Annotated in this window: 9 protein-coding genes; 6 read left to right on the forward strand and 3 right to left on the reverse strand. The window is 46.8% G+C overall.

Annotated features, from left to right (window positions below):
* Positions 1-189: 189 nt before the first annotated feature.
* Positions 190-1,389, forward strand: coding sequence for a metallophosphoesterase (locus Q0668_RS18955; RefSeq protein ID WP_298867508.1), 1,200 nt, complete (start codon positions 190-192; stop codon positions 1,387-1,389).
* Here Q0668_RS18955 and Q0668_RS18960 read toward each other — a convergent pair.
* Positions 1,386-2,417 (reverse strand): endonuclease/exonuclease/phosphatase family protein, encoded by a 1,032-nt coding sequence (locus tag Q0668_RS18960; protein WP_298867510.1) that lies wholly within the window; start codon positions 2,415-2,417, stop codon positions 1,386-1,388. The genes Q0668_RS18955 and Q0668_RS18960 overlap by 4 nt on opposite strands.
* A gap of 279 nt (positions 2,418-2,696) precedes the next feature.
* Here Q0668_RS18960 and Q0668_RS18965 point away from each other — a divergent pair, with 279 nt between their 5' ends.
* Both Q0668_RS18965 and Q0668_RS18970 read left to right on the forward strand, forming a co-directional pair.
* A complete protein-coding gene (locus Q0668_RS18965) occupies positions 2,697-3,848 on the forward strand; it encodes a glycosyltransferase family 4 protein (protein WP_298867511.1) in 1,152 nt (383 codons plus the stop codon).
* The gene (locus Q0668_RS18970; RefSeq protein WP_298867512.1) at positions 3,848-4,222 is read left to right on the forward strand and encodes a DNA polymerase ligase N-terminal domain-containing protein; all 375 of its coding nucleotides are present in this window, start codon (positions 3,848-3,850) and stop codon (positions 4,220-4,222) included. Before Q0668_RS18965 ends, Q0668_RS18970 begins: the two co-directional genes overlap by 1 nt.
* Positions 4,223-4,241: 19 nt before the next feature.
* Here the strand turns inward: Q0668_RS18970 and Q0668_RS18975 are convergent, their stop codons facing one another.
* Positions 4,242-4,907, reverse strand: a complete 666-nt coding sequence (locus Q0668_RS18975; protein ID WP_298867513.1) for a hypothetical protein — start codon at positions 4,905-4,907, stop codon at positions 4,242-4,244.
* 240 nt (positions 4,908-5,147) lie between these two features.
* Here Q0668_RS18975 and gltX point away from each other — a divergent pair, with 240 nt between their 5' ends.
* Together gltX and Q0668_RS18985 are read left to right on the forward strand one after the other, a co-directional pair.
* The gene (gltX, locus tag Q0668_RS18980) at positions 5,148-6,731 is read left to right on the forward strand and encodes a glutamate--tRNA ligase (RefSeq protein WP_298867514.1); all 1,584 of its coding nucleotides are present in this window, start codon (positions 5,148-5,150) and stop codon (positions 6,729-6,731) included.
* Between the two features lie 52 nt (positions 6,732-6,783).
* Positions 6,784-8,496: a glutamine--tRNA ligase/YqeY domain fusion protein gene (locus Q0668_RS18985; RefSeq protein WP_298867515.1), complete on the forward strand. Its 1,713-nt coding sequence runs from the start codon at positions 6,784-6,786 to the stop codon at positions 8,494-8,496.
* Between the two features lie 176 nt (positions 8,497-8,672).
* Here the strand turns inward: Q0668_RS18985 and Q0668_RS18990 are convergent, their stop codons facing one another.
* Positions 8,673-9,824 carry a hypothetical protein gene (locus Q0668_RS18990; RefSeq protein ID WP_298867516.1) on the reverse strand — a complete coding sequence of 384 codons (1,152 nt, stop codon included), beginning with the start codon at positions 9,822-9,824 and terminating at the stop codon, positions 8,673-8,675.
* A 603-nt stretch (positions 9,825-10,427) separates the two neighbouring features.
* Here Q0668_RS18990 and Q0668_RS18995 point away from each other — a divergent pair.
* Entirely contained in the window at positions 10,428-13,394 is a 2,967-nt protein-coding gene (locus tag Q0668_RS18995; RefSeq protein WP_298867517.1) for an MMPL family transporter, read from the forward strand.
* Positions 13,395-13,398 lie beyond the last annotated feature (4 nt).

Raw genomic sequence — 13,398 nt, forward strand, 5'->3', positions numbered from 1 at the left:
ATCAACCACTAAGGTAACAGGAATGTCAGATTAAGTCTTAACTATTACAATTTATGGCCGGTTCTAATGACACTGGATTGCTATTCCGTTTGCATTTGCATTCCGGCATCGATCTTCTATGATTTGCCTGCAGAAGTATTCTATTTTATCTTCAGATCCGTTTTCAAAGCGAAGTGTGTAAAGATCATCATGGAAGCAATAGCCAATGGACTGATATTGCTGATACTGTCGATCGGCCATGCTGAACTCTGGGTCATGGTCATCAATCGCACACACGCCCTGCCAATACCTGATGCGCGGCTCAAAAAACTCAGACATGTTCTGGAGTTGTTCATCGTCCTGTTCCCCATTGTGCTGTTTCTCTCCGTGGGACTGTACACTCCGGGGGTCTTATTGGGTGGAACCTGGAGCCAACTCCCTTTCTGGTGGAAGCCTGTTCTATTGGTATGTGCCTTGGGTTTTCTGGGTTTATTGTATTCGGGTTTCCGGCATCTGTTTTACAAACCACCCCGGCTACAGATCGAATACCAGTCTGAATTGATCCACATGCGACAGCGACTCAATCAGGATCTGATCGGAGAGGGGCCCTATCATTATCTGGCTGGCCTTCCTTTGAACGAAATTTTCAGTGTCGATTTCACCCGGAAAACATTTCAGCTCCCTCGTCTACCGGAGAACTGGGATGGTCTGACAATTTTGCATCTCAGCGACTTACACTTTTCCGGCACATTGAAACGCGAGTATTTTGTCGAGCTGTGTCGGATCGCACAGGAAACCAAGCCTGACCTGATCGTTTTCGCTGGCGATCTAATTGACGAAATGAAATGTCTTGACTGGTTGGACGATACTCTGGGGCCGATGCAAGCACCTCTGGGGTGTTACTTTATTCTTGGTAATCATGACTGGCATCAGGAAAGTCTTCAGATTCGAGAAACTTTAGTGGAAACGGGCTGGATCGATCTCTCTACTAAGCCATTTCTTCTGCAGCATGCAGGACATACACTGCAACTGGCGGGAACAGAAGTCCCCTGGATGGGAGAGCATCCGGAAATCAAGCGATCAACCATCGGGGAAGGCACCGAACCAGAATCGGACTTCCTTCTGCTGGTCAGTCACACGCCTGATCATTTTCACTGGGCCGTTCGCCAGGGATATGACTTGGTACTTTCTGGTCACACGCATGGTGGGCAGGTCCGATTCCCATTGATTGGTCCGGTATTTGCCCCCAGTCTGCACGGGACCCGTTATGCAAGTGGGACTTTTGCCCGTGGTTCCACAGTGTTGCACGTCAGTCGTGGAGTCTCTGGCATCCATCCCTTACGCTGGCTCTGCCGACCCGAAATCAGTCTGTTAACCTTGAGAGTCTCGGACAAGAAAAAATCAGACTAACGTGGCTGGGTTCCCGGAACGGTCGCCTGGCGTTCGCCCCCTTTTTCTGTTATTTGAAACTCGGCCCAAATTGGTAAGTGGTCTGAAACCAACAGTGCTTCCTTTTCGGTCAGCTTAAAGCGTGTTTGAAAATCATAGACACCCGATTGGCCTGTAAACTCCTGCGAGCGATGGCGGCTGAAGAGTATGTTGTCGTATTGTTTTGTTTTTCGGGTATTCGTGGGTACTTTAGAAACGGTCCACATCAAATCGGGAACGGTTCCCAGTTCTCCCAGATGCCGATCATCGACATTTAAGTCACCCAGCAGGATGACATCATCTTCCTGACTTCCATCACTGGCGACAACCCGATATACATCGTCCAGAACATTTAGTTCCTGTTTGGTTTCATCGGGGTCGGTGTGAATGTTGATCAGCGAAAAGGTAAATGGTTGATTACCGGACGAAACCAAAGTCCGAAAGTGAGCGACATAAGGCGGACGGTGCAATTTGTCATATTTATCGATCACACTATAAGACCATTTTTCATTAACGGTGATTCGATCGGTATTAAAGAAATAGGCATATTGTTCTTTGCTGGCTGTTCTCCCCTGTCGCGGACCAACCAGGCAGGCGTAATGGTAGTCACCAGTATTGAGAATGCCCAAAAATTCGTCTATGAATGACTGGTCCTGCGATCGTATTTCCTGAATCGCTACCACATCAAATTGCTGAATGATGCGTGCCAGGATTTGCGGAACCTGCGGTTTTTTCATTTTACTTTGACCAAATACCTGAATATTAAACGTGGCGATACGAATGCTATTCTCGGAACGTGGTAAATCGATTTCTGTAGAATTCCAGTCCGCTGGTGTCGAACTGGAAATCGTCGAAGAGACAAAGTCCGAAACCCAGCGCGTGACCTGATTCGTCTTGATCCCGAAATGAAACATTCCGCCCAACAAACCGACCAACAGTAATGTCAGTCCACGTAATTTCCACGATTTGATGAACGAAGTTTTGGGTTTGGTTTTTGGTTTATCTGCCATAGTACCATCCATGGTATTACTGATGACGGGAATGAAGTGGGAGTCAATGGCTGAAATGACCATCTGTTATGAGGTAACAGATGGATGAAAGGAGCCGCAATTTAACAAATTTGCAGAGGGACGGGTAGTGCAATTCTTGCAGGGGACGCGAATCGAATCGATTCCCCCCTTGCTGATCATTGTCTGATGCGATAATCTAAATTCTATTCGGATCATAGAGAAGTACGACTGCCGTATCTCATATCCAGGCAATAGCTTACATGAAGGGCTTTGACTTCTGTGCCTCGAAGACTGACTATTACCGTTCCTTCTCTCAGCCTCGGCGGCGCGGAAGGTGTAGCCGCCATGATGGCCAATCACTGGGCACAGGCAGGAGATTCAGTCACGCTGATTACCCTGGATTCATCAGAATCAGATACGTTTCAACTTTCTGAAACAGTTGAGCGGTATGAGCTGGCGGTGATGCAGGATTCCAAAAACCTGATACAAGCTGTGTTTAACAATCGGCAACGCGTAAGACGATTGCGGGATGTCATCGCGGCCTCTCAGCCTGATATCGTAATCAGTCTCACGGACCGCATGAATGTTTTAACGTTATTGGCGACGCGGAAGTTGAACAGGCCTGTGCTGATTTCGGAACGTTCTGACCCCAGACATCATCCGATTGGTCGTCTCTGGTCTTTTTTACGAAAAAAAACTTATCCACGCGCAACAGCTTTAGTTGTTCAGACAGAGGGCGTTGCCGATTTCTGCAAGCAGTGGTTGAAAGAGACACACATTGAAGTCATCCCGAATGCGGTACCCACTCCCCGTTCGCCAGATATTCCCGTCGTCACGGAACAGATGGTGCTATCACGGCCGCCATCACATATTATTTATGGTATGGGACGGCTCTCCTATGAAAAAGGTTTCGACAGGTTGATCGATGCCTTTTCAAATCTCGCGGAAAAGTTTCCAAACTGGAAATTGCGAATTTTAGGCGAGGGGCCGTTACGTGAAAGTTTGCAGGCAACCATTGATGAACGGGGATTGCAGGAGCAGATCGAACTAACAGGCTGGGTCGAAAATCCGGAATTGTATCTGGATCAGGGAGAAATCTTTGTGTTGCCCTCAAGGTATGAAGGTTTCCCGAATGCGTTGTTGCAGGCCATGTCGCGCGGATTAGCTTGTATCAGTTTCGATTGTGAAAGCGGCCCTGCTGACATCGCAAAGGAGGGGTTACCAGTCATAATTGTACAAACCAAAAAAATTAACTTTTTCAGCACCAGCTACCAGCTTGCTCTTATGATGGAAGCATTTATGGAAGATGAAAGTTCACGCAAAGAAACAGCAATTGCTAGTCTGCAAGTCACAGAGAGATTTTCTGTTTCCCGTTTTTTTCAAGCCTGGGACGTGTTGATTCAAACAGCCCTATCGGGGAAAGCGAACTAATGCAGCAATACGTCATACTACGTCACGATTTTCCTGAGCTGCATTGGGACTTGATGCTGGAAGAAGAGGGCGTCCTCAAAACCTGGCGTCTGAATGCGCCACCAGCCATTGATCATGCCTCAGATGAATCATCAATAGATTTATTTGCCGAAGCGCTGCCCGATCATCGAATCGCCTATCTGGAATACGAAGGGCCGGTCTCTGGTAACCGGGGAGAAGTCAGTCGGTGGGACCGTGGTACGTTTTCACTTCTGGAACAAAACGATGAGTTGATCGTAGCGTTGCTGACTGGGGATGAACTGGCCGGACGAGTGACTCTCAAAAAAATGGACAAAGAAAAACAATGGAGCCTGAATTACACGGCATTCTTTTAAGTATGATAGACTCTGGTGATTACTGTTTTTTGACCTTTGTTTTTCCGGCGAGACGAAAGATACCCGGTTCGACAGCCAGAGCCGTCAAGTCAGGCAGTTCTGACTTCCCGCGGTCCAAATGCACAATCAAGGCATCATTGCCATTCGCTTGCCCCCACTCGATATACCAGCCTTCACTACGCGCTTCCCGGATCAGATCAGATATGGCATCATCAATGGGTATCGGGAGTAAGCCGGCTTTGGCCTGATCCAGCTCCAGTACGAGCCGTTGATTATCCATCAACCACGGTTTGAATTTCAAACTGATGATGCCCGACCATTGTTTCAAAGTCAGATGAAATCCCAGATCCACCTGGTTTTTATCAAACTTAACCCGTGGATCAGAGATCCCCTCCGGAACCCATTCGTTGTATTTCTGATGTAATTCTTCAGCCAGCCAGGCGTTGACTTGTTGTTCGCTGAATTCCTGTGACCAGCGCGGTTCCTTGTTACGTACATCATTTACCAGTTGCATGGAATGTTGGACGAACTGTTTGGCTTTCTGCTGTCTGACTTCCGGCTGAGATTGTTCCTGCAGTGCGATCTGATAAAAATCAGGCACCTGAGCCGAAGACCAATAGAGGCCTCCAGCGACCCCTCCCAGGAGAAGTAGCAGTAAAAAAAGGAACAGTAGAGAACGTTTCATGCAGAAATGCTAAGTCGCATGAGAAGAAGCGTCAAGACCGTTACTCAGGTCGGGAATCTCCAGAAATCGTGAAATTGCGCTAAGTTGAATCTTTAAACATACTTGTCGAATGAGTACCGGTCTTTTATGATCGGTCGTCCGAATCAGAACGGCTATGCGAAGCTTTGTTGTATGGCATCATTCCACCTGCTGGAATCATTCATTTCCCACAGTTGAACGAGAAATATTAAGAGCCCATTTATGAGTAATGTCCGAACCCGTTTTGCTCCCAGTCCAACTGGTTACATGCATATTGGAGGTATGCGTACCGCCTTATTCAACTGGCTCTGGGCACGGCACAATGGTGGACAGTTTATTCTCCGCATTGATGATACCGATCAGGAACGTAACCTTTCGGAAGCACTCGGCCCAATTCTACAAGCGTTTAAATGGCTGGGGCTGGATTGGGATGAAGGCCCGGAAGTGGGGGGAGATTACGGCCCTTACTTTCAATCGGAGCGAAATGATCTTTACCGGGCAGCCGTTGATCAACTGCTGGCGGATGGCAAAGCCTATCGTTGTTATGAAACACCCGAAGAGATTCAGGTGGATCGAGAAGCAGCGCAAAATGAAAAGCGGAACTATCTGAATCTTCGTCGTTCTCTGGAATTATCGGAAAGTGAAAAGGAGCAGTACGAAGCAGAGGACCGCCCGTCGGTAGTACGATTATTGGTTCCCCGAGATCAGAAGGTTCAGATTGATGACGCCGTTCGTGGTCATGTGGAATTTGATGCTGGCTTGATGCCCGACCCGGTCATCTTGAGAGGCAATGGAACACCTCTCTATAATCTTGCGACCGTCATCGACGACGCTAGCATGAAAATATCCCATGTGATCCGGGCGGAAGAACATCTTTCCAATACGCCAGTGCAAGTTCTCATTTACCAGGCACTCGGTTATGAACTGCCAACGTTTGCCCACATCCCGTTTGTGGCGGCACCCGGCGGAAAAGAAAAACTGAGTAAACGCAAACTCGAGAAGTATCGTAAAAGTCCCCAGTTCAAAAAAATGTTTGACAAGGCAGAATCCGTCTTTCCACGAATTGGATTGGAAAACGCAGGAGGTCTTGATCCCGTCATGGTCGAGTATTACGAAAAAATTGGCTATCTACCAGAAGCTATTCTCAATGCCCTGGCTAGACTGGGTTGGTCATTGGATGATAAGACCGAAATTATGTCACTCGATAAGATTGTTGAGAACTTTACACTCGATCGGATTGTCAAATCTGCTGCAGGCCTTGATCCGGATAAATTGCTCAGTTTCCAATCGCATTGGATGAATCAGTTATCGTTGGATGAGAAAGTAGAACGCTGCAGTCCCTTTCTGGAAAACGCGGGTTTAGTTCAGGATGCAAGTGTGCCGGAAATCAAACAACGTATCAGTCAGGTGATTCTCGGCATGGAAGACCGCTTGAAAGTGGCCAGCGATATTCTGGACTTTGATGAATTTTTTATCGCCGATGATCAATTGGAATATGAACCCAAAGCCTTCAAAAAACGGATTCAAAAATCAGCGGACGCTGTAATACTTCTGGATAAAATGAAAGACCAGTTGGCGAAAGCCGACGATTTCAGTGCAGCTGCATTAGACAAACTGTTGCACGAATTTGTAGAAGCGGAGGGGATAGGCATGGGACAAATCATACATGCTCTGCGTGTTTCAGTCAGTGGAAAAGGAACAGGAATCGGAATGTTTGATTGTCTCGCAATTCTAGGCAAAGAGAGTTGCGTCAAACGGATTGAACGGGCGATAGCCCTCGCTCAGGGTGACTCAAGCAAGACCTAACAGTAAAAGCAGGCTAGTCCTGTGATTGTTGAAAACATTAAAGGAGTAAGGGATGTCAACTCCCGAAGAAAAAACACCAACCGATTTTATTCGCACGATCATTCAAGAAGATAATAACACGGGCAAACATGACGGACGTGTCCATACACGTTTTCCTCCCGAACCGAATGGCTATTTGCATATCGGTCATGCTAAGTCAATCTGCCTTAACTTTGGCGTCGCCAATGAGAATCCGGGTGGACTGTGCAATTTGAGATTTGACGATACAAATCCGGAAAAAGAGGATGTCGAATACGTCGAATCCATCAAAGAAGATGTGAAGTGGCTCGGTTTTGACTGGGACGATCGCGAGTATTTTGCGTCAGATTATTTCGACCAGCTGTATGAATTTGCCGTCGCCTTGATCAAAAAAGGGAAAGCCTACGCTTGTGACTTACCGGCAGATAAAATGCGTGAGTACCGCGGAACAGCTACCGAACCGGGAAAACCCAGCCCCGGTCGTTCGCGTTCCGTAGAGGAAAATCTAGATCTGTTTGAACGCATGAAAAACGGCGACTTTCAAGAGGGTGAATATGTTTTGCGGTCCAAAATTGATCTAGCGTCTCCCAACTTTCATATGCGCGATCCGGTGATTTATCGAGTAAGACACGTGCACCACCATCGTACAGGAGATAAGTGGTGTATCTACCCGATGTACGATTACACGCACTGTATTTCCGACTCAATCGAACAAATCACGCATTCAATCTGCACGCTTGAATTTGAAGATCATCGCCCACTTTATGACTGGATTCTTGATGAGCTAGAGGTCTTTCATCCGCAACAGATTGAATTTGCGCGATTGAACATGACTTATACGGTGATGAGCAAGCGTAAATTATTGGAACTGGTTCAAGGGAATTATGTTTCTGGATGGGATGACCCCCGCATGCCTACAATCTGCGGAATGCGACGGCGGGGAGTGACTCCGGAATCATTACGCGAGTTCTGTAAGACGATTGGAGTGACAAAATTTAATTCGATGACAGATAAGGTCGTGCTGGAAAATTGTATGCGCGACCATTTGAATCAGGTGGCTCCCCGAGTAATGGGAGTTTTAAATCCTCTAAGAGTCGTGATTGAGAATTACCCCGAAGAGTCAACCGAAGAACTGGAAGCGATTAATAACCCCAACGACGAGTCTGCAGGAACCCGAAAAGTACCTTTCTCAAAGGTGATTTACATTGAGAAAGAAGACTTTATGGAAGAGCCGCCCAAGAAGTTCTTCCGACTATCCCCAGGCAGAGAGGTCAGGCTCCGCTATGCCTATTTCGTGACTTGTGTAGATGTGATCAAAGACGACTCTGGCGAGGTAATAGAACTGCGTTGTACTTACGATCCTGATACAAAAGGGGGGAATGCCCCTGATGGCCGAAAGGTCAAAGCTACGATTCACTGGGTTTCTGAACCGCACGCTGTTGATGCGGAAGTTCGCCTGTACGATCATCTGTTTAAGACACGAGATCCCGAAGACTTGCCCGATGATGTGGATTACAAAACCAACTTGAATCCAGATTCATTACAGGTTTTGACCAATTGCAAGCTGGAGCCCTGTTTGAGAGATGCGGAAGTTGGCAGCCGCTTTCAATTCGAACGGCTGGGATACTTCTGCGTTGACCACAAGGATTCTACGCGTGAGAAACCCGTTTTTAATCGTACGGTTACCCTACGGGATTCCTGGGCGAAAGTCGAAAAACAGATTCAAAATCAACCTAAAAAGAAGTAACAGCGCATAAAAAAACACTCGTCGAACAAATGTCCGACGAGTGAACCCATGCACTTCAAAGTGCTCATGTATTTTAGAACGTATCCCGTTTAACCATAGCGTCTTTCATTCTATTATACTCGTTTCAAATAGTCTTGGAGACGTTACATTAAACCTGGACACAGACTGACTTTGATTTATGGCGTTCGCTGAGCTAAAGAAATATTGCTGTCAGATGTCACCGGAGCTGTCTGATTGGAACGTGGAACTCGACGAGTCCAACCACTGGCACGAACGATAGAAGGCAGCTTGCTGCTCGAAGACTCAGATTTGTAGTCAGCCCGTCGTGTGGGGGGGAAATTCGGGGCCGTTGATTCCTGAGGTACTTCGTAGGAAGAACGTCGGAACGAAGAATCATTTTCCAGGCTGGATCGCCGGGGATCAGAAGCCGGATCACGTTCGTATTTATTTCCATTTGCATCGAATGTGTCATCGTATTTCTTTTTGTTGGTTGCAGATCGCTGACGGATTGGCTCCGGTGCTCCTGCTGATCTATATGGTTCCGGTGTTGGCAGTAATGCTGTCGCAGTTCCACTAAACCCTCCGTTGGACGGATAGACATAAGCCGTTCGGGTGGTGGGAATTGATCGCATGACAGTAACCGGCTTCATCGCGGTGACAGTAGTTTTTACATAACGGGTAGAGTTCACTGCAACTTTTCGAGTCGTCGAATAGGGAACCATTCGGGCGACATTGTAAGTGACCTTACGAGATTGATGAACGGCAACTTGACGCGTGACAGGAACGTTTTGTGTTACAACTTTAGGAACGTAATGTCTGGTAGTACGATATTGTGGAGTAAAGGCCATTCTCATCGAGTAACCAGTTCGATTCATCCAACCCATCAGGTTCGGGCGGTTATCGTATTTACAAGGAGTTGTACGTGGGATGCACTGTCTTTGAGTGACCCAGCGGCCCATATCCCGTTGCACCTGACGGCATTCCGTGACATTTTGATAGCTTGTGTAAGGGACTTCAACTGTTTTTGGTTCAAGAACCTGACGATATGCAGTCACTTGCTGGTCGACATATTTGGTTTCGGTAACAGGTCTCATCACGGTCTGATTGACGGGGCGATATTCTGTGACTGGCACCTGTCGATAGGTGGTCTGAGTCACGGGAATCGGACACTGCACCACCGGTTGTGGACAACAGCTTTGAACGACAGGTGGTGGTGCACAGGAATTACAGTTATTAAAGGGCAGCCACTGAGCCTGAGCAGTACCTGCAGCCAATGAAAACAATGTAATTCCCACTACGGGAATTGAACGAATGACGCATTTTAACATGAGCATGTCCTACAAAGAGAGTCTTTGAGAGGGGGTATTTGAAAGAGTAAAGTGAAGTGTTCAATGTTGGGGAAGCGAAGGACCGCTTCCGAACCATTGCGATGGGGCAGGTTTTTTATAAAAAATTGAAAATGGGGTCAAGTCGTATTCAACAAAATGCCGATAAGAGGCGGGCCGGATTCTTCGGGAACTTGATTAATGTCCGAATTTGAAAGGAGTTACGGATATTAAACCTTTTTCAGAGAATAGCAGACTGCCAGAGAATTAATGCAGCTTTCTCTTGATTGCCAGAGAAAGTTCATCTGCCGAATATCAAATTGCCGATGAATTCAATGTTATCAGGAAATGTACGTACTTCTCTCTGGGAGATTCCTCCTTGATGATCAGTTTTCATTCAAAAAATTCATAAGTATTAAATATTTGATATTAGTAGACTTACATCTTTGATACTGACAAGATTCCTGTTGCTGGAAAACTGAATTTTGCTGTAAAATCATCGGTTTCATAATACGTTAAATGCTCTCACGGACTCGATTACTTCACTTCTACCCCGTAGTTAAGATCGAACGAGAGATCGACTGAAGAAACACATGGAAGTGTTCTGTGGATAATCTCTCATCCGACAATCAGGAACGATCATTCCTCAGCGAGACTTTGGCTGCAATGACCCAATTTGTGGTCACCCACTCCAAATTCAGCCTGGGGTTTGCGCTAATTGTTTCGATTGGCTGTGTATTGTTGACGGTTTTTCGTCTGGAATTTAAAACAGACCGAGCTGATTTAATTGATCCGACTGCTGCATTTCATGAAAAATGGATCAATTATACGGAAAGCTTTGGCAGCTCTTCTGACCTGGTATGTGTTGTTGAGTCAGAATCTCCCGAATCGATCAAATTTGTATTACGCAATTTGGGGCAAAGAATTGAGCAGCATCCCGAGCTGTTTGAAAATCCACTTTACCAGATTAATCCAGGCGACCTGCCATCCAAGGGATTACAATATTTATCACCCCGACAGTTACAGACAGGATTAAATCGGCTGGACGAATACGGACCGATTTACCGTAACGGTCGCTGGGATCTGACACAGGTTGATCTGCTCTATGATCGGCTGCGATATCAGATTCAGTCGCGGTCTACCAGTTATCGTGGTACAGACAGCGATCAATATCTGGAACCACTCTTCAACCATGCAGCGATTCTGTCGACAAGCATGTCACGCTTTCTAGCTGACCAGAGTGATTTTCAGTCTCCCTGGCCCTCGATTGTTCCTGTAAACGAACGCATGCGAGAACGATCACAAGAAGTGATTTACCTGTTAAACCAAAGCGGGACAATGGGATTTCTCAAAGTGTTTCCCGTACATCAGGAAAACGGGTTTGATGGAGCTACGAATGCCATTGAAAAAATGCGGAGCATCATCGGAGAGGTCGCAGCCGAAAATCCAGAAGCAAAAATCAGTTTGACTGGTATTCCGGTACTCGAAAATGATGAAATGCGCAAGTCACAGGCCGATATGATCAATGCTTCAATCATCTCCTGTTTTGGTGTAGGGTTATTACTATTTATAGGATTTCGAGGATTTCGGCATCCGATCTTAGCGCTGATTATGCTGTCTGCGGGCATGGCATGGGCTTTCGGGTATACCACTTTGACTATCGGCCATTTGAATATACTCTCAGTCTCTTTCGCGGTGATTCTAATCGGGCTGGGAATCGATTTTGGCATACATTACATGTCGCGCTATATTGAATTACGTCACGCCGGTAAAGAACTGGAGCCTGCACTCCTCAGTACTTCTCGCACCGTGGGCACCGGGATTGTGACTGCCGCGTTAACAACGGCATTAGCCTTTTATTGTGCAGGATTTACTCCCTTTTTGGGGATTGCCGAGTTAGGGTTTATTGGTGGTGGGGGTATATTGTTGTGCGCGCTCGCCACATTTATTGTATTGCCGGCACTCTTGTCACGCGCTGATCGGAATGTGGAAATCAAACAGATGCCAACACCCTTTCAGGGAGTATGGCTGCAGAAAATTATCATGCGATTTCCACGCGCCGTAGCCCTATGCTCTCTGGCAGTGGTTGCCTTTTGTGCCAGTCAGATGATCCAGAAAACAGACCAGGGTTGGTCGTCACGAGTGGTCTATGATTACAACCTTCTCAATTTACAGGCGGCTGGTCTGGAATCGGTTGAAGTTCAAAAACGCATTTTTGAGGATGCTCAAAATTCGTTGTTATTTGCAGTTTCCGTAGCAGATAACCCGGATGAAGCCCGTGCACTTCGTAAAAAGTTTGAAGCGTTGCCCACTGTGCATCACGTAGAAGAGTTGGCATCACGTGTACCCGCTCATTCCTCTAAAGATACCAATTTGCTCGTCCAATCGTTTCGGGCTCAACTCGTCCATTTACCAGATGAAGTTCCCCTTGTCAGACGACTTAATCCTTCAAACATCGGGAGAAAACTGGAACAGGTTTATGTGTTATTGTCCCGTTATAATCATCCCACTGCCCAGGGAACCGCCCGCTTGCTTGACCGATTTCTAAATCGGTTTGAATCGATGACATTGGAAGATCAGTCACGTTTTCTGGATGAGTTCCAATATCGTACGACCGCTTCCTTATTAGGCCAGTTTAAAGCCTTGCGCGGAGCCTCCGATTCTACACCAGTTAGATTTACTGATCTTCCTCGCTCATTGACGTCTCGTTTTGTAAGCGCAGAGGGGAAATGGCTGATTCAGGTTTATCCACGCGATCATATCTGGGAGATCGGTCCATTAGAAGAATTTGTAAAAGACGTGCGAGCCGTTGATCCAGACGTTACCGGAACACCCTTACAAAATTATGAAGCCTCACAGCAAATCAAACTGAGTTATAAGACGGCAACGGTCTATGCGCTGGCGGTAATTTGTGTGGTACTTTTGATTGGATATTTGAGCCGTCGTCATGCTGCCATGGCCATAGTTCCTTCCACGGTTCTTGCCGTTTGTACCTGGTTCATTTTGTTCAATCGTGGAACCCCTATCAGTGTGGAAACCGCCATTGGTATGTTCCTGGTCATGTGTATCGGAGTGGCATTCGTTTTGGATCGACGCAGCGTCTCCCATATGTTTTTGACAATGTTGCCCCCTGTTGTTGGTGGCGTCGTCATGTTTGGGATATTGGCAATGACATCGATTAACCTGAATCCCGCAAACCTGATTGTATTACCATTGATATTGGGAATTGGCGTGGATGATGGCGTGCATGTGGTTCACGATTTTCGGATGAAAAAAGGTGCCTACAAAACCTCTCCCAGTACGATCAATGCCATCGTCTTGACTTCGCTGACGTCCATGATTGGTTTTGGAAGCATGATGGTGGCAACGCATCGAGGCCTCTATAGTGTGGGACTGGTACTGGTAATTGGCGTGGCTTGCTGCCTGTTTATCTCTCTGGTTACATTGCCGGCTTTATTGACCTGGATCTCAAATCGTTCACAAACAACAGATTCAGTGAGCATGGATGACGGGCAAAACCGCTCTAAAAAACGTCAGAATCGGGACAGGATGGAAGCAGAAGCTGCTGCCTGACTGG

The sequence above is a fragment of the uncultured Gimesia sp. genome (assembly GCF_937910335.1).
Lineage (GTDB): Bacteria > Planctomycetota > Planctomycetia > Planctomycetales > Planctomycetaceae > Gimesia.

What these genes read in the sequence shown, in the direction of transcription:
- Q0668_RS18955 (WP_298867508.1), top strand. Translation starts at nt 190, where the DNA reads ATGGAAGCAATAGCCAATGGACTGATATTGCTGATACTGTCGATCGGC.
- Q0668_RS18960 (WP_298867510.1), bottom strand. Translation starts at nt 2,417, where the DNA reads ATGGCAGATAAACCAAAAACCAAACCCAAAACTTCGTTCATCAAATCG.
- Q0668_RS18970 (WP_298867512.1), top strand. Translation starts at nt 3,848, where the DNA reads ATGCAGCAATACGTCATACTACGTCACGATTTTCCTGAGCTGCATTGG.
- Q0668_RS18975 (WP_298867513.1), bottom strand. Translation starts at nt 4,907, where the DNA reads ATGAAACGTTCTCTACTGTTCCTTTTTTTACTGCTACTTCTCCTGGGA.
- gltX (WP_298867514.1), top strand. Translation starts at nt 5,148, where the DNA reads ATGAGTAATGTCCGAACCCGTTTTGCTCCCAGTCCAACTGGTTACATG.
- Q0668_RS18985 (WP_298867515.1), top strand. Translation starts at nt 6,784, where the DNA reads ATGTCAACTCCCGAAGAAAAAACACCAACCGATTTTATTCGCACGATC.
- Q0668_RS18990 (WP_298867516.1), bottom strand. Translation starts at nt 9,824, where the DNA reads ATGTTAAAATGCGTCATTCGTTCAATTCCCGTAGTGGGAATTACATTG.